This window comes from Chloracidobacterium sp., assembly GCA_016716305.1.
Lineage (GTDB): Bacteria > Acidobacteriota > Blastocatellia > Pyrinomonadales > Pyrinomonadaceae > OLB17.
Genome location: JADJWP010000002.1, coordinates 1369488 through 1393778 on the forward strand (window position 1 = coordinate 1369488; position 24291 = coordinate 1393778).

The window sequence follows — 24291 nt, forward strand, 5'->3', positions numbered from 1 at the left end:
TCGCGGTGCTAAACGCAATCTGCTATAATCGTGATTCAGCCATAATTCAAAGGAGATACAACAATGGGTTTGAATACTGTTTATAAAGCAAAGACCTTTGACCTCAGCGACCTGACCGGCATTTCGAACGAAACGCTGGCCATGCATTTCAAGCTTTACGAAGGCTATGTGACCAACACTAATGTGCTCAATGAAAAGATCGCCGAACTGATCGGCGGCGGAGAACTTGACGCTACCAAAACAGCTGCGTTCTCTGAGATGCGCCGCCGTTATGGCTTCGAGTACAACGGCATGGTGCTCCACGAATATTACTTTGAGAATATGGTGAAGCAGGGCACGGGTGATCCGGCTAAGGATTCGGCCTTCGCAAAGGCGGCTGCGGAGAGCTTTGGCAGCTACGATATCTGGAAGGCCGATTTCATGGCCACGGGCAAAATGCGAGGCGTGGGCTGGGCCGCAACTTATCAGGATCCGTCAAATGGTGCGCTCTCGAACCACTGGATCAATCTGCATGAGACCGGCAACGTCGCAGGCTACAAGCCGATCCTGATCATGGACGTTTGGGAACACGCGTTCATCAAAGATTATGCTCCGGCTGATCGGCCAAAGTACATCGAAGCGTTCTTTGCGAACATAAATTGGGAGACCGTCAACTCGCGTCTTTCGGCGGCCGGCGGCGCGAGTGCGTAAAAGCCGGGCTCAGGTGATAGAATCACAGGATAGGAAGACAGTCGGGAGGCACGAGGCAATCCCGGCTCCGGCCTGTCCTGTTTTGTATTTATGATCGAGGAAAAAAAACTGGTTCAGAGTTTTTTGAACCGGAAACAGCGCGAACGCGTCAAGAAACCAGATTGGCTTAAGATCAAGCTTGGCGACCCGCGGAACCAGAATCAGGTGCTGAGCCTGATCGACGGGCTGAATCTACACACGGTATGCCAGGAAGCGAAATGCCCGAACATCTTCGAGTGCTGGACCGATAAAACAGCGACTTTCATGCTCGGGGGCGACACCTGTACGCGACACTGCGGTTTCTGCGCTGTCAACAAAGGCGAACCGATGGACCTCGATCCGATGGAACCGACACACGTCGCCGAAGCCGTCAAACATCTCGACCTTAAACACGCCGTCATCACTTCGGTCAATCGCGACGACCTCGCCGACGGCGGCTCGATGCACTGGGCCGAGACTATTCTGAAAGTCCGCGAAATGAATCCGGCGTGCAAGGTCGAAGTGCTGATACCGGATTTTAATGGCGACGAGGACGCGCTGAACAATGTCCTGACCGCGCGTCCCGACGTTCTCAACCACAATACCGAAACGATAGCGAGACTCTATCGACGTGTCCGGCCGGATGCGAAATATGAGCAGACCCTTGAACTGCTTGAACGTTCCGCTCATTACCGCGACACCCATTTTCCTTCGATGAAAACTAAGAGCGGCATCATGGCCGGACTTGGCGAAACGTTTGAAGAGGTCGTAGACCTAATGAAAGACCTCCGATCGGTCTCGTGCGACATCATGACCATCGGCCAATACCTCCAGCCATACGAAAAACGCCTTCCGGTCGAGCGATACGTCACACCGGAAGAGTTCGCGGAATGGAAGAGGATCGGGATGGGTTTGGGCTTTAAACACGTGGAATCATCGCCACTCACCCGCTCGTCGTACCACGCCCGAGAACAGGCTGAGACACCTGCTTAATTAACATTCGTATGAAGAAGCTGTCGATTGCCGGATTCGCTGTTGTTCTTATATGCGTAAGCTTCTATTTCTATTCGTGTCGGAATAATGACCTGAGAGGCTGGTGGAAAACTTCGAACGATGGAAAGACCTATCTCGTCGTGGATGATCCCGACGGCGGATCGGCTGACGCGAAGTTTTCGCTCGACGGCCGACCTTGGCCATACCGGATTGGTGAACGCGGGGAGATAGAGCCCGGATGCCATGATCTCGACAAGGTTGGATTCTGTGTAAAGCAAGGAACCGAATATCATTTCGACTACTGGGGCCCGTAACCGTTGCGAAATTCGCACTAAATTTGACAACGGTGATACAATGATCTCATGAAGATTTCCCGTGACATCCAGAGCCTCAGTGTTTTTAAGCGAGATACGGCAAAATTCCTCAAACAGATGAAGAAAACCGGGCAGCCAATCGTTCTGACGGTAAACGGTAAGGCCGCGGCTGTGGTACTTGATCCGGACGATTATGAGTACTTGCGTGAGAAGGATCGACGAGAAACTGTTGCGGCTGTAAAGCGAGGTATTACCGATGCTGAGGCAGGACGGGTAACCGACGCCGAGACCTTCTTTAAGGAGTTTGAAAAGAAGTACGGTATCCCGAGCGAATAATGAAGCGATATCGCGTAGTATTCACCGAGGAGTCCCTGAGAGATATTGCCAATTCGTTTGAATGGGGATGCCAGGAATGGGGTGAAGCCCTCGCACGACGGTGGTACGCAACGCTCAGATCGCATACCCGCAAGACCTTGATGCGATTCCCGTTGGGCCAACCACTTGCTCCGGAAAGCGACGAAGCCGGCCGCGAGATTCGACAATTAATGTTCGGCCGATACCGCATTCTTTATGATATTAAAGAGGGTATTGTGAGAGTTTTGCACGTCCGCGGAGCATTCATCGGCTCAGATAACCAGAACCTCGGAGTAGACGAATGAACGAAACCGAAAATCAAAAGGCCATCGAGATCCTCAACCGGATCATGGAACTCGAGCTTGCCGGCGTTGTGCGTTACACGCATTATGCGCTGATGGTATTCGGATACAACCGGATCCCGATCGTGTCGTGGCTGGATGGCAATGCGAACGAGAGCCTGGCACATGCGAAAAAGGCGGGCGAGTTCGTGACTATGCTCGGCGGGCATCCGTCTCTGAAGATCGGGACGCTGCTCGAAACCCACAAACACGACATCGGCGACATTCTTCGCGAGAGCCTTGAACAGGAATCGACTACGCTTGCCGCTTATTACGACCTGCTCACACTTGTCGAAGGCAAAAGCGTCACGCTCGAAGAATATGCACGAGAGATGATCCTCCTCGAAGAAACACATCTCGACGAGGTCAACAAGATGCTGCGCAAGCCCGGCGAGATCGAACCGTTCAGTGAATAGCGTCTTAGAGCAAATCGTGGAAATCCCGTAAAATGCAGGATATAAGTTCTGCATTTTCTTTTAATGAATTACGGCCTTATTGCTGGCAACGGCCAGTTTCCATTTCTGGTGATCGAAGGTGCGAAGCGCGCGGGTGCTTCGCTTTCGGTCGTCGCAATCAACGAAGAGACCGATCCGCGTATTGATGACGTTGCCGAAAAGGTGGTCTGGGTAAGTATCGGTCAGTTAGGAAAGATGATCGGTTTCTTCAAGAGTCACGGAGTCGAAAAGGCGATAATGGCGGGCCAGGTAAAACACGTTCAGATCTTTTCCGGGTCTTTGCCCGACGTGCGAATGCTCAAGATGCTTTGGAATCTGGAGAAACGGAACACAGATTCGCTGATCGGCGGTGTCGCCAACGAAATGGCCAAAGAAGGTATCGAACTCATCGATTCGACGTTTTTCATAAAGGACCAACTAGCCTCGCTGGGCGTCCTTACGAAGCGGAAGCCCGATGACAACGAACTTGGCAATATTGAATATGGCCTTCATGTTGCGAACGAGATCGCCCGGCTTGACCTGGGGCAGACCATAGTTGTGCGGGCAAAGGCGTGCGTCGCCATCGAGGCTATGGAAGGAACCGATGCGACCATTCGGCGTGCCGGCGAACTCGCGAACGGCAAGCTTACCGTTGTAAAGGTCGCAAAGCCCGGTCAGGACATGCGTTTTGACGTACCGGTCGTTGGTGTCCCGACGATCGAGACGATGATCGCCGCGGGCGCTACGTGCTTATCGGTTACCGCCGGCAAGACCCTCATATTCGACCGTGAGGAGGTGATCCGGCTGGCGAACGACAAGAAAATAGCCGTCATTGGCTCACAAGACGAAACTTAGCCCCCTACGCAAGCGTATTAAACGCTACGATCATATCCTCGATCCAATTAACAAAATTTCCGGAGAAGAAATGAGAAAACATCTGTATCTATTGGTGCTGTTCGTCGCATTGCTCGCGCCGACGGCGTTTTCACAAACCGTGAAAATTTCAGCTGCCGAAAGAAAGATCGCCGAAACCATAACGGCCGATCAGCTCAGCAGCTATCTATATTTCATTGCGTCCGATGCAATGGCCGGACGCGATACCCCATCGCAGGGACTCGACGTCACCGCCGAATTCCTAAAAATGAACCTTAAGAAGTGGGGTTTCAAACCCGGCGGCGACAACGGCACCTTCTTTCAAAAGATCACCCTTCGAACCGAAAGCGTCGAAGCTGCAAGCAATTCTGTCCGCATCGGCGATCGGGCGTTCGCCCTTGGCAGCGATTTTTTCCGCATGGCCGGCAATGGCACTGGATCGGGATCGATGGTATTTGGAGGCAACGGCTGGATGATCAGATCGAAGAATATCGATCCATACTCCGGCATGGATGTCCGCGGCAAGATCGTAGTTCTTTATACGGCCGGTTTCCCCGACCTTCAGACGGTGACCCGTCGGCCTGCCGGAGTAACGGATGACGATCTCGCGGGTGCAAAGGGTACGGACTGGGCCGACCCGATGACCTATGCGATGCAAAAAGGAGCGGCGGGAATTATCCTCGTGGCGTCCCCGCAGCTGCAGGCAAATTGGCAGCAGGCTCGCGGGTTTCTTGGGCGTGGACGTACATCGATGGAGATGCCCGGTGATACTGCTCCCTCCGCGTCAGCGCTTCCGGTCGTCCTTGTTTCGACAGCGGTCGGAGATGCGATATTCGCGGGCGAATCGGCCGGCAAAGAGTCGGCCGCGGCATTCGCCATAAACAAGTCCGCGAACGTTTCGACGATGGCAAAGGTCGAACGCAAATCGACTCAGAATGTGGTCGCGATCTGGGAAGGACGAGATCCGGTCCTGAAAAGTGAAATGGTTGCGATCGGAGCCCATTACGATCATGTCGGAACGAACCAGAATGCCCCAGGGGACGATAAGATCTGGAACGGCGCCGATGATGACGGCTCGGGCACGGTCGGCGTTCTCGCGATAGCTGAGGCTCTCGCTAGGTCCAGCATCCGCCCAAAGCGCTCGGTGCTGTTCGTCTGGCATGCGGGCGAGGAAAAGGGGCTTTGGGGAGCTGAGTATTTCAACAAGAACCCGACGGTCGATATCAAAAAGGTCGTCGCACAGTTGAACATCGACATGATCGGCCGCAGCAAAAAACCGGGTGACACTAACGAGCGGAACAAGGATCTTTCTGGACCGAACGAGGTCTATGTGATCGGTTCTGAAATGATGAGCTCAACTTTAGGCGCGGTGGCAAAGGGCACCAATGCTGCATACCAGAAACTCGATTACAACCTGAAGTATGACGACCCGAAGGATACGAATCGTTTCTTTTTCCGGTCGGATCATTTTCATTACGCGGTCAACGGCATACCGATCGTATTCTGGTTCACGGGCGTTCACGAGGATTATCACCAGCCCGGCGACCATCCGGACAAGATCGACTATCAAAAGATGGAAAAGATCACCCGGACGATCTTCTTGACGATGTGGGAATTGACCGATCTGAAACAGCGGCCTGCAGTTGACAAGAAGTTGCCGCCGGAGCTTACGCAGCGTTGACCACTGCATCGTTACGATCAGAAGAAAATCACGTCATCAAAAAAGGAGCGGCCGCAACCGCTCCTTTTTCACGCTACTTTTCCGAACACTTATTTGGCAGCCAACTGTCGTTCCGGATCTGCCAGCACCTGCTCGCTTTGCAATACAAAAGCCGACATCAGTTCCGCGCGAAGCTCGCCATAGGTCTTTCGTTTGACCTTTGATCCGGCGCTTTCAATATCAGCGTCAGCCTCCTTCGACGGTTCGCCAGTCTCGGGAATTTCCGGCGTGTCGGTGTCGGTTTTTTCCATGACGACGGCCTCCGCATCGTCGTCGGTAATTTCCTCGCTGTCTTCGTAATAGATCCTGCCATAGCGTTCTGCAAGATCCTTTACCCTCTGGTCGTCCAGCACCAGCGCGATCTTTTCCATCAACTGCGAGTTAAGATAAGGCACATCAGGATTTGCTTTCAGCTGCTCTAGCAGAAATACAGCCAGGCGGTCATCGCCCCACCGTGCAACAAGCTCAAGAAGGATTCGGTCACCTTCGCTCATCTTTCGGAGTTTGCCCTCACCCTCGGCGCCGTCTTTGGCAGGCATCTGTTCGAGAAGCACGTTTAGCAATCGCTGCTTTTGTCCATCGGTCAATAACCGAGCATATGCCGAAGTGTCGATCTCGGTCTCATCTCCTTCACTGCCTTCTTCGGGATCGATCTCCCAGTCTTCCAGCTTTTCGCCGCGGGCCGTTTTTTCCTTAACGATCGCCGCGCGCTTTTCTTTCCATTCGAACGTCTCAAAAGCGGTGTTGAGTTCGTAAGCACCTTCCCAACGCGTGATCGGGTCTTCGGTGGTTCGTACAAGCCAGGAAACGATCTCAGCGTCGTCAACCTTTCCGGAACCAAAAATACCATTGAGTTCCTTTACCCGCTGTTCATATGCGGCCATCGCTTCCGGGTTTAGCTTCTTTACAGCATCACGGTAGTCAGTCAGCACGACGGAACCCTCGGTCTCGCCGTTCTTCACAAAGATAAGGACCTCATCGCCGGGCTCGAGTCTTGGCGGGCCAAAATATTCTTCTTCCTCGGTCTCGGTGTCAGCATCGGTTTCAGGAGTTTCGGTCTCTGCGGGCAGTTGCTCTTCCGATTCAGGTTCCTCGGGCTGTATGTCCTTGCTCCGATATTCTTGTTCCTCGACAACTACAAACTTTCGGGCTTCGCCCTTCAACGTACCGGAAACACTGAAGTGTCTACGAATATCGACGACCGAATACTCTTTTTCATCTTCGATGACCGCAAAATCTTCAACGCGATCGAATCGCGAAACATATATTCCCGTACTGTTTCGGTAAAGCGAAAGAAGCGTTTCCGGGGGCTTCTCACCGCATCGGCGTGCTTCGGCGGAGGGCGGCATGACGAACGTAGCGGCAAGCAGCAGCATGATCGCCGCAAAAGATACAAAGGACCTCAACATATAACCAAGACTCCTTAATGACTGAATTTGGAAACCGCAACTATTCAGAATCTGCGACTCATGAAAGCGTTGCTCGCCCGGCACATTTTTTCTCTTTGATTTAGACACCGGACCGCGGAAATAGTTCCCTCGCTGCCGCCTTTCGTGCTTTTACTTCCCGCTTTCGGATTGAACCGCACGATAGGCTTCAGAACGGCTAAGGCCAAACTCTCTTGCCGCTTGTTTCAACGCCGCCTTTCTTTCAAGGCCCTCGCCTTCAAGTTGGCTGATCCGCTCTTTCAAAGATTGCGTTGACCGATCTTCGGCCCGCGCATTTTCATCTGCACGGTCAATTACAAGAACGAATTCTCCGCGCGAATTTGCAGAAGAAAAATGGCGGGCAAGCGAACTGATCGAACCGCGAATGACCTCTTCATGAAGCTTCGTCAATTCGCGACCGACGGCAGCTTGCCGATCGCCGAGGATATCAAGACAATCAGACAGTGCGGCTGCTATTCGGTGAGGCGTTTCATAGAAGGTAAGTGTTGCAGGTATGTCTTTTACGGCGTCGAGGCGCTTTCGCCTCTCGCCTTTCTTTGACGGAAGGAACCCGCCAAAAAAGACGGAATCGGCAGGAAGCCCCGAGGCCACAAGAGCATTGACGAATGCGACGGCGCCCGGGATCGGGACGACCCTGACCCCGAGCTCGATCGCCGTTCTAACGAGCCGCGCACCTGGGTCGTTAATCGCCGGTGTTCCCGCGTCGGTGACGACCGCTATCGAACTTCCTTCGGACAACTGCCGTCCGAGTTCGACCGCGCGTTCAGCTTCGTTGTGTTCGTGAAAGCTGATCAGCTTTGCTGCGATCTGAAAGTGATTCAGTAGCTTTCGGGTATGCCGCGTGTCTTCACAGGCGATCAGGTCAACGTTCCTTAGTGTTTCGATCGCACGAAACGTCATGTCCTGCAGATTCCCTATCGGCGTCGCTACGAGGTAAAGTGTTCCGGGCATAGACGAATGTTAATTCGGCAACCCAAAAAACGGAAAAGGCCCGGACAAATTAATTGCCCGGGCTACCCCTTGCGTATTTCGTTCAACTAGAAAGGAAGCGGAAACGGTATGCGGTTGCGCCAATCGCCGTTGCGGTTGTTTCCGCGATTGCGGTTATTCTGGCCGCCATTGTTGTAGTTGTATCCGTAGACCTGCGAAACGACGTTCAGGTCTCGCCGGATCATGTTCCATTCGTTCTGCAGCTGCCTGTTTCCACGTGTGCTGTAGATCATCTGGTCGATCTGGCCGCCGAGGTCAAGAACGCGTCGTGCCTCGTCGCGGCTATTGTTCAGATTGCGGCCGTTGCCGTAATCGTCCAAAAGGTCATTTGTAGCCTTACGGAAGCGATCTGCAAGATCCTCGATGCGGTCGATCCCGCCATTGTATCCGCCGCCGTATCTGCCGTTTCGGTTGCCCCAACGGTCGTCGTTCCGATCCTCGATCCGGTTTGTGATCTTCTCGAAGTTGTTCGCACGGTTTTTCAGATTCTGCAGCGTGCCGCGGATGTTTCGGTTATAGCTCCCGTTACCATATCCGCCGTTGCCGTAGTAATCGTCGTCACGGTCACGCCATTGCGCGGATGCGACGGACGGCAGTGCCAAAACCAAAAGCGAAAATGCAGTGATCGCGATAATTTTGTTGATTCGATTCATTCTCTTTCTCCCCCTAACCTTTTTTGTTAACGCAATGGTTTCGGCCACTGCCGCTGATGAATAGGGCAATGAGCGTGCCAAACCGCCACAAAACACCTCGCTGAAATGCTTAGCTATTTGTTTGCAATAAGATACGGAGATGTATAGAAGCGAAATGGAACACCGTTTCCTTCGCGTAAGGAACACAATGCTCCATTTCGTAGATGGATTGAATCAGATGGTAAGCAAGCTAATTAGCAAGGGCCTTTGCTGCATTGATGCGGCCGCCCGAGACGACCTTGCCGTTAAGCTGTTCGATCTTGTCAACGGCAGCCATCACGCGTTCTTTAAGCTTTTCGACGGTGATGCTGCGATCTCTTGCAACGATCAAGGCGGCAATGCCGGCAACATGCGGCGTTGCCATGGAGGTGCCGGATGCCTCGCGATATGCCTCGTTTAGCCACGTCGAGACGATCTCTTTTCCGGGTGCGGCTACATGAACGGTCTTTGCACCGTAGTTTGAGAACGACGCCAGAGAGTCCGTGCGGTCCAGCGCCGCAACGCTGATTACATTAGGCAAATTGTAGTTCGATGGATAATGCGGACGCCGATCGTTATCTGTACTGCTGTTGCCGGCAGCCGCAATGAACAAGATCCCTTGTTCGCCGGCAGCTCGTATCGCATCCTCAAGCGCTTTCGAATACTGCGTCGATCCCCAGCTGGCGCTGATTATGCGGACGTTGACACCCTTCTGCTTGCGATCGACCGCATAATTGATCGCTTCGATCGCATCTTTGGTCGTACCAAAGCCGCCTCGACCCAGAAATTTGAGCGGCATTATCCGGGCCTTCCAATTGATCCCGGCGATCCCGAGTTCATTGTCACCTTCTGCACCTATCACGCCTGCGCAATGCGTTCCGTGCCCGTTTTCGTCCATCGGGTCGGCGGCGTTGTCGACGGCGTTGAATCCATACCTGTCATTGAATGCACCAAGTTCGCCGTCGGAATACTGGGGGACATTTTCAGGCCGGATCCACATATTCGAGATCAGGTCCGGATGTGTGTAATCGACCCCTGTATCAAGAACCGCGACGACCACCTCCGAACTGCCTTTCGTGATGTTCCAGGCTTTCAAAGCATCGATATGTGCTCCTTTGCGTCCGCCGCCCGAACCGTCATTGTTCAATGCCCACTGATCAGCAAAATGAGGATCGTTAGGCGAGGATGTGACGTCATCTTCAAACCGTTCTTCGACCGGTTTGGCGTCGGGTGTTCCCAGCTCGATGCGATAGTTAGGATGGGCATACTCGACAAGGTCGGTCATTGCGGTATATTGCGCAGCGACCGCCGCCGGATCGGCATCGTCAAGATCATCGATCGACGTCAACCCACGAACGAATTCGACGTTGTCTTCGACGCGATCGTTATTCCTCGCAACCAGCTTGGCGATCTGGGTCATGCTGACGCCCGGCTTGAACCGCACAAGCACTTCAGGCTCTGAATCTGAACGGCTTCGTTTCACCGCGTTAGGTTTGCCCGCCGATCTGGCAATATCGCGAGTTTCCGATGTCGCGGGACGCAGGCCTGCCCGCCAACGGTCGATCTGCCCAAGCACTGCTGCCAGCGTGACGAGGATCAATGCGATACCGATGTGTATCCAGATATTATTGCGATTCATACTTCAAATCTCCCGGAAACTTGCTGGCCAAAACGGCCAGACCTGATATGCCCCAAAAATGCTGGTCAATATACGATGACGTGGTTCTTCCCGCCGTAACCTTTAAGCCGAAGCTGATATTTATCGGCTCGGTAATCGTAACTTTTGCCGCCGGCTCCCAGACTTATCTGCCAGCCATAGGCGATCATCTGGGCCGCCATTTCGCCATCGGCCGGCGCACCAAGCGACATGTCAGAGAACTCTTTTGACGAGACCGAATCGACCTTTATGTCGTCCTCGTTCAATTTAAGCCGTTCGGCCAGGTCCTGCTTCGCTCGTTTTACCGCACTGTCTTTATCAAAGCTCATGTTTAGTCGTATTACTTCCGATTCTGCGACTTTTACGACCAATAGTCAATGAATGTTTCGACGCAATAGCATACGCCTTCAGGCACGCCGTGCGCGGGCGTGGGCAAAGTTCTGGGCGATCTCGACCGCGGCCGGAATGATGTAGGTCGCACACGCCGCTCCTAAGATCAACCCGGTTACAAACCTGGAGAAATGCGTGTTCTCCCAAATGCCGAAAAAGGTCAATGCGAAATCGATGCCTAGCGGAACGATAGATGCGAAAAGCCAAAGCCTCGGAAGCGGTTCGATGTTTTCGATGTTCCGCCAAAGTGGATATACGGCGAACCCGACCAGCAGTCCGAAATAGACTCCGAAACAGCGTGAACAGACCCCTAACTGCTCGCCGGCAAAATGGAATGAACGCTCAGGGATCTGGTGACACATCCAGCCAAAAAACGAAAAGACCCCGGCAGCAGCCGGGTGTGAACCCAGCGATGCAAGCACCGGCGGCGACACGATCGCGGCCAGCCATATAAACGCTATCGCGAGGCAAAAAACCAAAACGCGGTACGACCGTTTCCGCATTTCGCCCCGCGCATACACTGAGTTATAAACTCCTGATCGGTCGTCGGCTACTGTATTTCGCATTACGTATGACTGCGCATTCGAGAGCCCGGCGATCGACCTCACATCGTTAATGGCGATGGCCGGTTATTCTCGGATATTACCATGTTAACGGTCGGGTTTCGAATATCGGAACTCGGCCACCGGCCGCGCATTCAAGAGTGATCCGAAGAGACCTGACCTTCCACACTCGCCAAATTTCTTTTGATTGTGAGCTGTGCGCTATGTAATTATCAGTGCGTCGTTCTGAAAAACGATCCAACGCAGTCAGCCGGCACACGAACCGTGGAACCTAAGACCCTGCGAACCAAATGGCAGCTCGACAGCGAGGCACTTGCCCGGCTGTTGGGCAGTCTCGCGTCCGAAGGGGAGGACGGCGGTGAAGCTTACCTGGAACTCAGGCGAAACCTGGTCAGGTTTTTCGAGGTCCGTTCGGTCGCATTCGCCGATGACCATGCCGATGAGGTCTTGAACAGGCTGGCACACAAGCTCGCGACCGGCACCGCGATCGAAAATGCAAAAACCTACGCCCTCGGCATCGCCCGGATGGTAGTCCTCGAAGTACGAAAATCGCCTCAGTCGAGAACAGACTACATCCTGCCCGACATTCCGGCGACCGAAAATGCATTCGATACGGCCGTAGACGAGGCCAGGGCGTCGTGTCTCGACAAATGTCTCGACGATCTGACAGTCGAGAATCGTGAGCTGATCGTTGGATATTACTCAGGCGAAAAGAGCGAAAAGATAGGTAACCGCGTGAACATCGCCAAACGACTCGGCATTGCACAAAACGCATTGCGCAATCGCGCAGTTCGGCTCAGAAATACGCTGGAGGCATGTATAACGGACTGCCTCGGCCGATCGTGAACTTTTTCGGGCGATCGGCGACACGTTTTCGTTGATCGAACCAGTACATTGTGAGGAAGTGTTGCCGAACGGCGAATTCAAGCATCGCGGGCATACGTTGGTCCAATGGCAATCAAGAACAATTACAGCAATGCCGATTTCCGAGATTACCTTTATGGACTCTTCTCGAACGAGGCTCTCGGCGAATTTGAGGATCGTCTTTTTGTCGACCCCGATCTGGCGGCCGCTCTCGATGAATTCGAACACGACCTTGCTGACGCTTACATTCGGCGTGAGATGTCGGAGACGGATGCGCAGGCCTTCGAGAAGAACTATCTTAACAGCGACAGCCGACGGGCCAGGGTCGCAGCTTCGCGGGTGCTCCATCAAAAACTGAATATCGGCACCACCGACGTATCAGCGGTGGCGAATGATGAACCCGTATCGATCTGGGCAACCATGCAGGCCTTGTTTGCAACACGACGGCTCGTCATGACAGGTTTAGCGGTCGTGATAACGGTCCCGCTGATATTCCTCTGGTGGATGGCGTTACGCCCTGACTCGAACGAGATCGTATCAACTGTTCCAACACCCACGTCAGAGAACGTAAACACTTTGATCGACCGACCCGAACCGCGAAATGATCTGCAGGTCAATGAGAACACAAATGCAACGCAAAATTCGGTCAATGCGAGTAATGGCACCGAGATACCGAACGAAGCGAACCGTGGACCACGGCCGGAGACACGAGGTGATGGGAAAAGCGTCTTCGCCGTAACGTTGTTGCCGTCGGTAAGGAGCAGTGACCGAAAGGTGATCCAGATACCCGAATCGGCTAAGATCGTTGCATTTAGCGCGGCGTTCGAGAATGAAGCCAGGTACGCTCGCTTGCTTGCTGAAGTCAGGACCGGCGGTGGAACACTTATTAACCGCCGCGAGACTGCCGCACCAAAACGCGAAGGATCGAACCGATATTCGGTCAGCGTCGCCGCCGCCAAGCTCAAGCCTGGTGTCTACGAACTAGCGCTATTCGGAATCCTCGATGATGGTTCTCGTGAGACCATCAACTACTACGAGTTTTCCGTTGCAAAGAGGTGAGAATGAGTCGATTCAGAACAAATCGTTTGATCAGGCCGCTCTTGGTTGTTGTGATGGTCACCGCCATCTGGGTGCCTTTGTCCGCCCAGTCCTCTGACGAACGAGCCGAAGCTGAAGGCCTAATGCGGCAGGCCAATGAACTCCTTGCAAATGAAACACCACGGTCGCGTGACGACGCGTTGGCTAAATTCGCCGCTGCATTAACGATATGGCGGCGTCTGGGCGACGAAAAGCAGCAGGCCGCTGCCCTGCAAAAAATGGCTGATATTACCTACTACCGCGGTGATGTCCGGCAATCGCTCGAACATTCTTTGATGCTTTTGCCGATCACGCGGAGGTTAGGCGACCGCGATCTTGAGGGAACGGTCCTCGCAAATATCGGATGGACCTATGATGCGGTAGGTGAACCGCGAAAAGGCCTGGAATTCCTTCAGCAGGCCCATGACCTATTCGTCGGATCAGGCCAGAAGCAAAAGGTCGCTTCAGTGCTGAACGGCATCGGGACATTCAATTATTACCTGGGGAATATCGAGATCGCACTTGAGAATTTTAACCGTTCGCTGGCGATTCGCCGCGAGGTAAATGACCGGCGTGGCGAGGCCCTTGTGCTGATAAACCTCGGAAAATCTTTCGACGACGGAGGCGAAAAGCAAAAGGCGATCGAATACTACGAGTCGGCACTAGCTATCACAGAGGAACTCAAAGACACACGGAACAAAGCTACCGTCTTAAATAACCTTGGGAGTGTTCAACAAGACCTAGGAGACTTTCAAAAGGCTTTCGATCTTTACCAAACATCTTTACGGCTCCGACGAGAGATTGGGGACGGCTTTGGTGAAGCAGCCTCACTCAATAACCTCGCTTCGCTTTACCGGACGCTCGGCGATTTCGATCAGGCTCTCGCCCTGATGCAGGAGGTTCGTTTAAAACACAATAAGAGTGGTTCGAAACGGGAAGAGGCCAAGAGCCTCGGTTCTATCGGGGCTGTCTACTGGGCGATGAATGACCGCTCGTCAGCTTTGGATCACTATTCCAAGGCGCTCGAACTTCACCAAAGCATTGAAAACAATGAGGGACGAGCTGTTCTATTGCGAAACATCGGCCTCGTACATCTCGAAAGCAACGACGCAAGAACGGCAATTCCCTATTTCCAGCAATCACTGGAATTAGCTGAGACTGCGGGTGACGCGGCTTCCGTCGGCGATATTGTCCTTTTACTTGCCCGCGCGTTCGCATCGCTGAACGAGAACGAAAATGCAGTTGCTGGTTTTGCTCGTGCGGAAGAGATCCAGCGAAAGAATAACTTTCTTGCCGATCTGCCTGAAACTCTGTTCCGATCGGCACAATTCGATCTTAAGAACGGAAAGAACGCCGACTCGCTGAAAAAAATGGCGGAGGCCCATCAGATCCTCGACGACCTTCGGGTCACGATATCAGCACCCGGTCTGCGTGCGAGTTTTCTTGCCGAGCGTCATAAGTTTTTCGACAGTTACATCACGCAGCTCGTGGCTCAGCATCGGGCCGAACCCGGCAAAGGCTGGGATGCCATTGCACTAAAGGTCAGTGAAAGCGCACGTGCAAGAAGCTTGCTCGATTCGCTGGGTGAGTCGCATGCGAATATCCGCAGCGGGATCGACCCCGGCCTCCGGACAAAAGAGACGCTGCTTCGGCAGACGATAAACTCAAAAGAATCGCAACGCATTGAGGCTGTCCGTAGCGGATCCGTTGAAGGTGCCGCCGCCTTAGAACGCGAACTGACCGGGCTTTTTCGCGAGTATCGCCTCATCCAGGCCGAGATACGCCGGACGAGCCCGAATTTTGCGGCACTGACCAGTCCCGAACCGCTCGATCTGCCGTTGATCCAGGCTTCGCTCGACCCTGATTCAGTTTTATTGGAGTATTTTGTCGGCACAGAAAATTCATTCCTTTTCCTCATCACAGATAAGGAGCTCTCGATATTTCAGATCCCAAAACAGCAGATCGTCGACGATCTGGCCCGTCGAGCTCTTGGGGCCGTCAAGGCTCGCGGGACCGACGTCAAAATTGAAACGCTGAGGCAAAGAAATGAACGCATCGCGCGTGCCGACCGCGACGCTATCACGTATTTGAACCGCTTAGGCGACGTTCTGCTTAAGCCGGTCGCGGCTAGGCTTGAGAAAAAACGTCTTTTGATCGTATCGTCGGGCATTCTGCAGTATCTTCCTTTCGGGGCTTTAATGAATCCTGCCAGCGGAGCGGGTGCGTCCAGAAAACACCTTATCGAGACCAACGAAGTCGTTAGTCTCCCATCGGCTTCGATCATTCCGCTTCTCAGGCGAAAACCAGCCGAGACTTCGCCTTCCAGAAATCTGATCGCAGTTTTTGCAGATCCGGTTTTTAGCAATGACGACCCGCGGGTGAGTTCGAATGAAGATAGCAAGAAGGATGAAACGGCACTTGCGGTAATGAACGCCCCGAAGCTGATATCGCCCCGATTGCGGTCCGATTTCAGCAGGCTCAGATTCACCCGGACCGAAGCCGAAGCGATCGCGACGCTCACACCAGACAGCGATGTATTCCTGGCCATGGACTTTGCGGCAAACGTCGAAGCGGCGACCGGAGATAACCTCCGCAGATCGCGTTATATCCATCTTGCGACCCACGGCGTGGTGAATAGCGATTTTCCCGAACTATCGGGGATCGTCCTGTCGCTTTTCGATCAGAGCGGACGTCCCAGGGACGGTTTTCTGCGGCTCCATGACGTTTATAACCTGCAGATCGCCGCCGACCTCGTCGTTCTCAGTGCGTGTGAGACCGGCCTCGGAAAAGATATCAAGGGTGAGGGCATCGTTGGCCTCACGCGAGGTTTTATGTATGCCGGTGCCCCACGGGTGATGGCCAGCCTTTGGCGCGTCGAGGACCGAGCAACTGCCGATCTGATGAGGCGCTTTTATCAGCGTATGTTCCGCGAAGGCCTGGCTCCGGCCGCCGCGTTGCGTGATGCACAGGTCTCGATGCTTAAAGAGCGCTCTACACGTCAGCCATTCTTCTGGGCCGGTTTCACCCTGCAGGGTGAATGGCGCCCGATCCCAAATTAGACCCGGATCATCCTCGCAAATGTGGTGGGAAGTCATTGGTGCGATCGAAATATCGTTCGATCGTCGCGGTGTTCTCTGCGACTGTGCGCCCTGTTTTCCGCGATAATTTGACAGCTTCCGATAAGTTCTTTTTTTTGCGACACATTTTCCGATATTCGCCAGTTAATAGTGAGACCCGTTAGAAACCGTTATGGAGCGGACGGGATATCGCAGACAAACTAACTGAGGAGATAAGGAAAATGAAAGCAAAATCACTGATCAACTGTTCCGCCGTCTACCGCGCGATCCCCGCGATCGTTATCACCATGCTCGTGTGTTTTGGTTCGGCACTTGCCGACGACATCAAGCTTGATATGGAAGGCACGACCGCAACGATCCCAAAGGGCAACACCGTGACCCGAAAGATCTACGGCATCCCGGCGTTTTCGGGCTCTCTCAAGCTCAAGTATAAATGGCACGCCGTCAACATCATTCCCAACACGTTCAATAGCCTAAAGGTTGAAGTGCGCAAAGGTTCGACCGTTCTCTCGTCAAAGCCGAGCTGCTATTCCACCCATTCGAACAAGACCCCGAAATGCGACATAACGCTGAACGTTACTCAGGCTCAGGCCGAGGCAAGCGGCAATTGGACGATCGTCGTCACGAACAACAGCAATGACGAGGTGATCGCATTCAATATTGAAAAAGGCAGCGACGTCAATCCGATGGTTCCGAACTTTAAGAGTGTGTATACGCCTAATTGTCCAAACACCGTAAACCTCGATCTTGAGGGAGCCGGAACGACGACGATCACAAAAGGAAGCGTTGTCACCCGAAAGGTCTTTGGGATCGGCAAATCGGCAGGCGACCTCCTGCTGCGTGGAAAGTGGCATGCCGTCAACATCGTCCCGAATACGTTCGCACCGCTTAAGATCGAGCTGTTGAAGCCAAACGGCTCTGTAGCAAAAACCGGTACATACTATTCGTTCCATTCCAATCAGTCGCCGAAACTCAACTTTGAATATGCTATCTCGGCCGCCGACGCTGCCCTCACGGGCCAATGGTCCTTGCGGATCACGAACAACAGCAACTTCGAGGTGATCGGGTTCAACATTACCAAAGAAAGCGGTGAGATCAATCCGCTGGTTCCCTTTTTCACCAGCACATACAAAGCAAAGTGTCCGTGATCGGGACGATCGAGACGGCAGAGCTTAAGGCTTTGCCGTCTCAAGTCCCTCGACCCTGATATCGCACACGCGGTCACGACCGCAAGCGCCCGTCTCCATTTCCCGGAGTTGACCGAAATGCAGAACCAGAACGAAAAAAAGATCTTCTTTTCAGTACGGCCGATTGCTGTGTTCGTCATGTTGATCGCAGCCCTAGTTTACGTCGGATCGACCGCACAAACCGCCGGCACCGACGATATCGAGGTCACGGCAAATTTCACCGGCAAAACGATCGGCCGCACTTCCCCTATAGTTCTGACCGTCAGCCGGACGATCGAACCCGCCGACGGCCGAATCGCGGTGATGATCGATAATACGGACGTCACTGCCCTTTTCACTTCGTCGGGAAATGATCTTAGCTATAAGCCCGAACTCTTTCCGTTTCCGATCGGAGAAAGCCGCGTTACTGTCTACCACGTACTTGTCAGCGGTGAGTGGAAACAGATAAACGAACTCGCTATGAAGGTCGCGGCGGAACCCGAGATCTCCATCGCTGATGCTTCGGTCCCGACGGCACCCGAACCGCAAGCCGCAGCGTCGTCTGCAACCGATGTCGGCGGAACGAAGTTTCAGTTCACGCCGACCATTACGCTGAACGTAAAAGGCCAGAATCAAACGCTGACTTTCCCGAGAGAATCGGCACCGACACGCAACCCCTTCACCGACGTCGACGGACAAGCAGGCCTCGAATTCAAAGTGGCACGACGGGGCTGGACATTCACGAACAAGTTCGATCTCGTAGGCGTCGGCTTCAAACAAAACGCACTCAGGTTCGGCGAACTGCAGAACGAAGCACCGATGATCGATCTCTCAAGCTACCTGATCGAACTGAGCAAGGATCGGTTCAAACTGAACATGGGCCACGTCTCATTCGGTTCGAACCGTCACCTCATCAACAGCTTCTCGAGCCGTGGGATATCCGCCGTGATACCGATGGGCAAGCAAAACGAGATCACTGTCGCGGCGATGAATGGCACATCGATCGTCGGATATGACAATTTTCTGGGCATCACTCGTCGAAAACACAACGTGATCGGCCTCGGCTTTGCGCGCGAGTTCATAAAGGAGCGGCCAAATGGGCTGCGTGTGGAATTTACGGTGATGCGCGGCTCACTACTGCCTCTCGCTAACGCCAATCAGGGCACCGTTAACGATGCCGAACGCAGCTTCGGTTTCGGGTTCCGCGTAAAAGGCAACGACAAAGGCGATCGAATAAGATACGAAGCCGGGATCACCCGAAACCGGTTCACGAATCCCGCCGATCCCCAACTCGAACAAGGCCAGACACTTACGGCTATCCGCGAAACATGGCGAACGGCAAGGTTCGCCGAAATAAGCTTCGATTTTCTGCGAGGGCTAAAGCTCTGGCGAGAAAAGAAGCTGAAGCTCACCGGCACCTACCGGCACGAAGAGATCCAGCCGCTTTACAGAAGCATCGGGGCATCAACGCAAGCCGATCGGCATCAGAATCAGTTCGAATTCACCGGTAATTTTGGTGAACTGACCTTCGCCTTCGGCAACTTGCGCGACCGCGACAATCTTGGGAGAGTAGCCTCGATACTGAAGACATTGAACCGCAGAAGCAACATCATCATCGGTCTGCCGATAGCTCCGTTCGTGATGACAAAGAAGCCTCTCAAGTGGCTCCCTACGATCTCGTACACATTCGATCAGTTGCATCAATTCGGTGAATCCCTGCCGTCGAACGGAGAGTTCAGGGACCCGTCACAGGTGCCGGACCAAAAGAGCTTTGCACAAGCGTTCAGCAGTCAGTGGACGTTATCCGAGGCCCTTTCGTTCTCGTATCGATACTCGCGGGCCTTTCAGGACAATCGTCAGCCTGGGCGCGAACGCGCGGATTTTCGGTCAACGGTAAATGCTTTCTCGATCGGGACGAAGCCGACAAAAGATCTGGATCTTGACGTCGAGATCGCTGATGAAATGCAGAATAATCTTGAGCAGCCCCGAAAAGATAGGACCCTTCGGCTAGGCACACGGGCGACCTGGCGCACCGCATTTTTGAAGAATTCGGTCTTCACGAGTGGTATCTCATTCAGCCTTGCAGGTGATACCGGTAACCAGAATGACGCCAGAAATGCCGAGTTTGACCTGCAGTGGTCGTACCGATTCGCTTTCGGCAAGAAGAAATTCAAAAAGCTCGACACGCAGTTCTTCATCCGCTATTCGAACCGATACGGCAACACGATCGACCGGATCCAGACCGTCAATAGCTACAACAAGACGCAGGCCTTCAATTTCGGGCTTAGCTTTAACATCCTCTGAACGGAGACATAACGATGAATATCACAATTGGTCCCATCCTGATGCTCGTGATGCTGGCGGTCTGTATCGATGCGCAAACGATAGTCGTGAACCCTACGGGCGTGAACGTTAACTCGCAGAACCCGACGACCGTCTTTCTGACATTTGGCCAGATACCTGCGGGCTACGTCGCCGCCGAGGCTATCTGGTGCGGCGAACTCGAACCTGCCGTGCCGCCCGCGGTGGGTTTGCAGTGTCGGCCTGACACGATATTCGGATCTCTTCCGCTTCGCTACGACCGTTCCACAGCCAGCGGAAACAGCGGCTTTACCGACATAATGGCGATCCCGCCGTCGGTCGTGAGGCGTGCATATCAAGCTGCGGTCGCAGGTGAAAATTCGGGCTTCTTTTATGTGCGCCGATTTGTATCGACCTCCGGCGGTCCTGATCAGTTCGTCAACGTCACATGCCGAATGACGGGCGGTGGAGCTCGCGTGCCTTTTGCTTTGACCGACGTGAAGATCAAGACGCCTGGAGGTGAACCGGTCCTCTTCGTTCGTTCCGGCGAAGCTTTTCCCGAGATCGCCGCCGAGATCCAGTACAACGGTACCGGACGCTTGAAGGGCCGTTGGGAGATAGTTCAACCAGGTGAGGAATTGCCGGCCGACCGTGATCTGTTGACCGAAGCAACGCTTCCGATCGAACTGCGTGGGACTCAAAGACGCTATACACAGGTCGCGCGTTTTAACCACTTTTTGCTGCCGACCGGAAAGTTCACCCTAAAGCTCGATCCCGCCGTCCGTATGCCGACGATCGCCGCAGGCCAGTACCTTCTCCTGTTGCGGGTCGAGGCGGTCGACGACAAAGAGTCGGATTCAAATCTCGGTGCCGTTGGCGTCGGAAACGGCATTGTGCACAGCGGCGCGGTGGCCTCCTTTCCTATGCCGGCTCTTCGCTTCTTTGTCACTGCAGAGTCGCCGTCTGCAGCATGGGTGACAAACGGTGCGGTCTATCCTGCCAACAATGCGACTGCCGATCGCGATGCCGGACTGGTCTTCACCTGGCGTGATCTTGAGAACGCATCAGCATACCGGCTTGTTCTGCGTGACGAAAAAGGAACGGACGTGTTGAAGGCGCTCCTCGTCCCGCCAATGACCATGTATCGGGCGCCGAGTTGGATCTTTGAACGATTTGCGGATCAGAAGCTCACATGGTCAGTAACTGTCATCGACACGAGCGGTACAGAGATCAACACGACACAATCGCGTTCGTTCGTGATCGGGAAGAACGCTGATAAAGCTCCGCAACCACAATAGCGAACCCGGTCGGGCGCGACACATTTTATCTACTTTTACCAGTCATCGATAGGAGTAAGAAAAATTATGAGTTCACAATATCAATTAAATGGCTTTTCGCGACGCGACGCGATCGGGTTGCTTGGCAAGGGCATTCTGACCGGAGCGATCGGGATGGCGTTTACCGGAAGAGTGTCGGCCCAGACACTGTCGCTTTCGTTCGTGGTGAGAGATTACAGACTTTATATTCAGCCAAATCCGCAATATTCGTGGTCGGCGCGGTTGATCGTAAGGAACGCGCCCTATCAATGCAGCTTGATCTTCATCAGGCCCGATCTGGCAATACCGCAAAATTCGGTCGCAAGCAACGGCCTCTCTGGAAACTTTTACCTGCCGGAATCGATGCTTGAACCTGTGATGGGACTGATCCGATCGCAATCGCCGCTCCGGGTAACGATCAGCTCTTCGCTGATCGGGACAATAGCAAACGACGAGGACGAGGCACCCGGACAGCCGTGAATGCGGCGGCAATTTCGATCGGTGGCCGGGCCGGGATAGCCTCGATCAACCGCTTGCAGCCATGTCGAGAGTCTTCTCGGTCTCGAGAATGTGGTTTGTCGTCTGGATCACCGTATCGGGATTCAGCGAGATCGAGTTGATCCCTCGTCGAACGAGGAATTCGGCAAACTCGGGGTAGTCTGAAGGGGCTTGGCCGCAAATACCGATCTTTTTACCGCTTCTTTTTGCGGCGTCGATCGCCATCGCAACCATTTTCTCGACGGCTCCGTTCCGCTCGTCAAACAAATGCGCGACCATTTCCGAATCCCGGTCGAGCCCGAGAGCGAGTTGGGTGAGGTCGTTGGAGCCGATCGAATAGCCGTCGAACACCTTTAGAAATTCATCGGCGAACACGACATTCGCGGGCAACTCGCACATGGCGTATATCTCAAGGTCGTGTTCACCCTGGACGAGTCCGTATTCGGCCATCAAAGCAATTACTTTCTCACCTTCTTCGACCGTCCGGCAGAATGGGATCATCGGTTTGATGTTCGTCAGGCCCATGTCTTCGCGTGCCCGCAGAAGGGCGAGGCACTCGAGCTTAAAGCCGGCCTTGTATCGGTCATCGTAGTAACGCGACGCACCGCGGAATCCGATCATCGGGTTCTCTTCGACCGGCTCGAACTCCTTTCCGCCGATCAGCATCGCGTACTCGTTCGATTTGAAGTCTGACATTCGCACGATGACCGGCTTCGGATAAAACGCTGCGGCGATGCGGCCGATGCCCTCGGCAAGCGAGCGGACAAAGAATTCTTTCGGGTCTTCCTCAAGGATCCGATTTGCGATGGTTTCGATGTCCTCGCGTTTCTTGAGGTTCGGATAATTCACAAGCGCCATCGGGTGGATACCGATGTGGTTGTTGATAATGAACTCAAGTCGCGCGAGTCCGACACCATCGTTCGGCAGACGCGATACCGAAAATGCGTGGTCCGGGTCGCCAACGTTCATCATGACCTGCGTTCGGGGCCGTTCGGTACTGGTGATCTTGTGTTTTTTGACCTTGAAATCGACCTTGCCGTAATAGATATTGCCAACATCGCCTTCGGCACAACTGACAGTTATATCGGTGCCGTTTCTGACTTTTTCCGTAGCGTCGCCGGTACCGACGATACACGGAATGCCAAGTTCGCGGCTGATGATTGCGCTGTGGCACGTACGGCCGCCTCGCTCGGTGACGATCGCAGCGGCCCGTTTCATTATCGGTTCCCATGCCGGGTCGGTCATGGTGGTAACAAGGATCTCGCCTTCCTTGAACGTGTTCAGTTTTGCGGAATCGAGCATGACATGTGCGGTCCCGCTTCCGATCTTTTCACCGACCGCTACGCCCGAGGTCAGCGGAGCGCCATGTATCCCTGTGAGTTCGTATGTTTCGATGTAGTTTTCAGCCTTCTGAGCATGAACGGTCTCGGGCCTTGCCTGCAGGATGAATAGCTCGCCGGTGATGCCGTCCTTTGCCCATTCGATATCCATCGGCTGCGGCTTGCCGGCCAATTTAGAGTAATGATCTTCGATCGCGCATGCCCAATGCGCCAACTGAAGAACCTCAAACCCGGCAAGACAAAGTCGATTCCGTTGTGTTTCGACAACGTCTCGCACCTGGGTCCCGGTGCCGTCGTCGGCGAAGACCATCTTGACCTCTTTGACGCCAAGTTTTCGGGTAATGATCGGACGAAATCCGAGCTTGAGTGTCGGTTTGAACACGATCCATTCGTCCGGCGTCGCCATTCCCTGCACGACGGCTTCCCCGAGTCCCCAAGCGCCGTTAATGACAACTGCCTCGCGAAAACCCGATTCAGTATCAAGCGTGAACATCACGCCTGAACATGCGATGTCTGACCGCACCATAGGCTGAATGCCGATCGAAAGCGCGACGTCAAAATGATCAAATCCTTTGGCCGTTCGATACGAGATGGCGCGATCTGTCCAAAGCGACGCGTAACATTCGCGGCATGCTTCGATCAGACGCTGTTCGCCGCGGACGTTCAGGATCGTGTCCTGCTGGCCGGCAAACGAAGCATCAGGCAGGTCTTCGGCCGTTGCCGAAGACCGAACGGCAACCTCGAATGCTTTTTTGCCGATCCGGTCGCCGAGCCGAACGTACGCGTCCAATATCGCGGCCTCGACCTCGGCCGGAAACGGCGTTTCCATCATCATCTTGCGCGCTTCGCCGCCGACCCGGGCCAGTTCGTCAAGATCGTTCACATCGAGATTCTTGAGCAGTTTCTTGAGCCGGTTCCTGAGTCCCTCGGTGTCAAGAAGCGTGTGATAGGCATGGCTCGTCGTAGAAAAGCCGTCGACGGCCCGGACGCCCTGCATCGTCAGTTCACGAAACAATTCGCCGAGGCTCGCACACTTTCCGCCAACTATCGCGACGTCGCCTGCACCGACCTGACTGAAATCAAGAACGAACGCTCTGTTCTCACTCATTATTCACTGCCTCTCGGGGACCTGGTAAAAATGCCAAGAAAAACCACCGTGTTTGCGCGATTTGCACACTAAAAACGCGGATTTAACG

At 53.9% G+C, this 24291-nt stretch carries 22 protein-coding genes; 15 read left to right on the top strand and 7 right to left on the bottom strand.

All coding sequences use genetic code 11. From position 1 onward, the window contains the following. The first annotated feature begins 63 nt into the window (after positions 1-63). From IPM28_08135 to IPM28_08170, 8 genes are all read left to right on the top strand, one after another. A complete protein-coding gene (locus IPM28_08135; protein ID MBK9172962.1) occupies positions 64-690 on the top strand; it encodes a superoxide dismutase in 627 nt (208 codons plus the stop codon). 90 nt (positions 691-780) lie between these two features. Then, positions 781-1701, top strand: coding sequence for a lipoyl synthase (gene lipA / locus IPM28_08140; GenBank protein ID MBK9172963.1), 921 nt, complete (start codon positions 781-783; stop codon positions 1699-1701). 11 nt (positions 1702-1712) lie between these two features. After that, complete coding sequence (locus tag IPM28_08145; protein ID MBK9172964.1) at positions 1713-2015, top strand: hypothetical protein; 303 nt, start codon at positions 1713-1715, stop codon at positions 2013-2015. 48 nt (positions 2016-2063) lie between these two features. Beyond that, the gene (locus tag IPM28_08150; protein ID MBK9172965.1) at positions 2064-2351 is read left to right on the top strand and encodes a type II toxin-antitoxin system Phd/YefM family antitoxin; all 288 of its coding nucleotides are present in this window, start codon (positions 2064-2066) and stop codon (positions 2349-2351) included. After that, positions 2351-2674 carry a type II toxin-antitoxin system RelE/ParE family toxin gene (locus IPM28_08155; protein MBK9172966.1) on the top strand — a complete coding sequence of 108 codons (324 nt, stop codon included), beginning with the start codon at positions 2351-2353 and terminating at the stop codon, positions 2672-2674. The genes IPM28_08150 and IPM28_08155 overlap by 1 nt, the downstream gene beginning before the upstream one ends. Beyond that, on the top strand, positions 2671-3126 hold the full coding sequence (locus IPM28_08160; GenBank protein ID MBK9172967.1) for a bacterioferritin: 456 nt from the start codon (positions 2671-2673) through the stop codon (positions 3124-3126). The genes IPM28_08155 and IPM28_08160 overlap by 4 nt, the downstream gene beginning before the upstream one ends. Before the next feature lie 63 nt (positions 3127-3189). Next, positions 3190-3999, top strand: coding sequence for a UDP-2,3-diacylglucosamine diphosphatase LpxI (lpxI, locus tag IPM28_08165; protein ID MBK9172968.1), 810 nt, complete (start codon positions 3190-3192; stop codon positions 3997-3999). Between the two features lie 70 nt (positions 4000-4069). Next, positions 4070-5698: a M20/M25/M40 family metallo-hydrolase gene (locus tag IPM28_08170; protein ID MBK9172969.1), complete on the top strand. Its 1629-nt coding sequence runs from the start codon at positions 4070-4072 to the stop codon at positions 5696-5698. 89 nt (positions 5699-5787) lie between these two features. On the opposite strand, the gene IPM28_08175 is transcribed toward IPM28_08170, so the two are convergent. The 6 genes from IPM28_08175 to IPM28_08200 all read right to left on the bottom strand — a co-directional run bounded on the left by IPM28_08175 (position 5788) and on the right by IPM28_08200 (position 11459). After that, positions 5788-7146, bottom strand: a complete 1359-nt coding sequence (locus IPM28_08175) for a hypothetical protein (protein ID MBK9172970.1) — start codon at positions 7144-7146, stop codon at positions 5788-5790. Between the two features lie 150 nt (positions 7147-7296). Then, the gene (rsmI, locus tag IPM28_08180; protein MBK9172971.1) at positions 7297-8136 is read right to left on the bottom strand and encodes a 16S rRNA (cytidine(1402)-2'-O)-methyltransferase; all 840 of its coding nucleotides are present in this window, start codon (positions 8134-8136) and stop codon (positions 7297-7299) included. Positions 8137-8222: 86 nt separating this feature from the next. Further along, positions 8223-8828, bottom strand: coding sequence for a hypothetical protein (locus tag IPM28_08185; GenBank protein ID MBK9172972.1), 606 nt, complete (start codon positions 8826-8828; stop codon positions 8223-8225). A gap of 229 nt (positions 8829-9057) precedes the next feature. Next, positions 9058-10485: a S8 family serine peptidase gene (locus IPM28_08190; GenBank protein ID MBK9172973.1), complete on the bottom strand. Its 1428-nt coding sequence runs from the start codon at positions 10483-10485 to the stop codon at positions 9058-9060. Between the two features lie 65 nt (positions 10486-10550). Then, complete coding sequence (locus IPM28_08195; GenBank protein MBK9172974.1) at positions 10551-10832, bottom strand: hypothetical protein; 282 nt, start codon at positions 10830-10832, stop codon at positions 10551-10553. Between the two features lie 78 nt (positions 10833-10910). Next, entirely contained in the window at positions 10911-11459 is a 549-nt protein-coding gene (locus IPM28_08200; protein MBK9172975.1) for a DUF2085 domain-containing protein, read from the bottom strand. Between the two features lie 261 nt (positions 11460-11720). Between IPM28_08200 and IPM28_08205 the strand changes: the two genes are divergently transcribed. The 7 genes from IPM28_08205 to IPM28_08235 all read left to right on the top strand — a co-directional run bounded on the left by IPM28_08205 (position 11721) and on the right by IPM28_08235 (position 21737). Further along, a complete protein-coding gene (locus tag IPM28_08205; protein ID MBK9172976.1) occupies positions 11721-12302 on the top strand; it encodes a hypothetical protein in 582 nt (193 codons plus the stop codon). 105 nt (positions 12303-12407) lie between these two features. Next, positions 12408-13379 (top strand): hypothetical protein, encoded by a 972-nt coding sequence (locus IPM28_08210; GenBank protein ID MBK9172977.1) that lies wholly within the window; start codon positions 12408-12410, stop codon positions 13377-13379. 2 nt (positions 13380-13381) lie between these two features. Beyond that, a complete protein-coding gene (locus IPM28_08215) occupies positions 13382-16456 on the top strand; it encodes a CHAT domain-containing protein (protein MBK9172978.1) in 3075 nt (1024 codons plus the stop codon). A 239-nt stretch (positions 16457-16695) separates the two neighbouring features. Beyond that, positions 16696-17622, top strand: a complete 927-nt coding sequence (locus IPM28_08220) for a hypothetical protein (protein MBK9172979.1) — start codon at positions 16696-16698, stop codon at positions 17620-17622. A gap of 117 nt (positions 17623-17739) precedes the next feature. After that, positions 17740-19944, top strand: a complete 2205-nt coding sequence (locus IPM28_08225) for a hypothetical protein (GenBank protein ID MBK9172980.1) — start codon at positions 17740-17742, stop codon at positions 19942-19944. 14 nt (positions 19945-19958) lie between these two features. Beyond that, the gene (locus IPM28_08230; protein ID MBK9172981.1) at positions 19959-21239 is read left to right on the top strand and encodes a hypothetical protein; all 1281 of its coding nucleotides are present in this window, start codon (positions 19959-19961) and stop codon (positions 21237-21239) included. Positions 21240-21305: 66 nt separating this feature from the next. Next, positions 21306-21737 (top strand): hypothetical protein, encoded by a 432-nt coding sequence (locus tag IPM28_08235; protein MBK9172982.1) that lies wholly within the window; start codon positions 21306-21308, stop codon positions 21735-21737. A 45-nt stretch (positions 21738-21782) separates the two neighbouring features. Here the strand turns inward: IPM28_08235 and ppsA are convergent, their stop codons facing one another. Next, positions 21783-24203 carry a phosphoenolpyruvate synthase gene (gene ppsA, locus IPM28_08240; GenBank protein ID MBK9172983.1) on the bottom strand — a complete coding sequence of 807 codons (2421 nt, stop codon included), beginning with the start codon at positions 24201-24203 and terminating at the stop codon, positions 21783-21785. Positions 24204-24291 lie beyond the last annotated feature (88 nt).

Bases quoted from the DNA above. Each gene is read 5' to 3' on its own strand.
- IPM28_08215 (MBK9172978.1), top strand. From the start codon at position 13,382: ATGAGTCGATTCAGAACAAATCGTTTGATCAGGCCGCTCTTGGTTGTT.
- IPM28_08220 (MBK9172979.1), top strand. From the start codon at position 16,696: ATGAAAGCAAAATCACTGATCAACTGTTCCGCCGTCTACCGCGCGATC.
- IPM28_08175 (MBK9172970.1), bottom strand. From the start codon at position 7,146: ATGTTGAGGTCCTTTGTATCTTTTGCGGCGATCATGCTGCTGCTTGCC.
- IPM28_08210 (MBK9172977.1), top strand. From the start codon at position 12,408: ATGGCAATCAAGAACAATTACAGCAATGCCGATTTCCGAGATTACCTT.
- rsmI (MBK9172971.1), bottom strand. From the start codon at position 8,136: ATGCCCGGAACACTTTACCTCGTAGCGACGCCGATAGGGAATCTGCAG.
- IPM28_08235 (MBK9172982.1), top strand. From the start codon at position 21,306: ATGAGTTCACAATATCAATTAAATGGCTTTTCGCGACGCGACGCGATC.
- IPM28_08190 (MBK9172973.1), bottom strand. From the start codon at position 10,485: ATGAATCGCAATAATATCTGGATACACATCGGTATCGCATTGATCCTC.
- IPM28_08195 (MBK9172974.1), bottom strand. From the start codon at position 10,832: ATGAGCTTTGATAAAGACAGTGCGGTAAAACGAGCGAAGCAGGACCTG.
- IPM28_08185 (MBK9172972.1), bottom strand. From the start codon at position 8,828: ATGAATCGAATCAACAAAATTATCGCGATCACTGCATTTTCGCTTTTG.
- IPM28_08155 (MBK9172966.1), top strand. From the start codon at position 2,351: ATGAAGCGATATCGCGTAGTATTCACCGAGGAGTCCCTGAGAGATATT.
- IPM28_08145 (MBK9172964.1), top strand. From the start codon at position 1,713: ATGAAGAAGCTGTCGATTGCCGGATTCGCTGTTGTTCTTATATGCGTA.
- IPM28_08225 (MBK9172980.1), top strand. From the start codon at position 17,740: ATGCAGAACCAGAACGAAAAAAAGATCTTCTTTTCAGTACGGCCGATT.
- lipA (MBK9172963.1), top strand. From the start codon at position 781: ATGATCGAGGAAAAAAAACTGGTTCAGAGTTTTTTGAACCGGAAACAG.
- IPM28_08230 (MBK9172981.1), top strand. From the start codon at position 19,959: ATGAATATCACAATTGGTCCCATCCTGATGCTCGTGATGCTGGCGGTC.
- IPM28_08170 (MBK9172969.1), top strand. From the start codon at position 4,070: ATGAGAAAACATCTGTATCTATTGGTGCTGTTCGTCGCATTGCTCGCG.
- IPM28_08135 (MBK9172962.1), top strand. From the start codon at position 64: ATGGGTTTGAATACTGTTTATAAAGCAAAGACCTTTGACCTCAGCGAC.
- IPM28_08160 (MBK9172967.1), top strand. From the start codon at position 2,671: ATGAACGAAACCGAAAATCAAAAGGCCATCGAGATCCTCAACCGGATC.
- IPM28_08150 (MBK9172965.1), top strand. From the start codon at position 2,064: ATGAAGATTTCCCGTGACATCCAGAGCCTCAGTGTTTTTAAGCGAGAT.
- IPM28_08200 (MBK9172975.1), bottom strand. From the start codon at position 11,459: ATGCGAAATACAGTAGCCGACGACCGATCAGGAGTTTATAACTCAGTG.
- ppsA (MBK9172983.1), bottom strand. From the start codon at position 24,203: ATGAGTGAGAACAGAGCGTTCGTTCTTGATTTCAGTCAGGTCGGTGCA.
- lpxI (MBK9172968.1), top strand. From the start codon at position 3,190: ATGAATTACGGCCTTATTGCTGGCAACGGCCAGTTTCCATTTCTGGTG.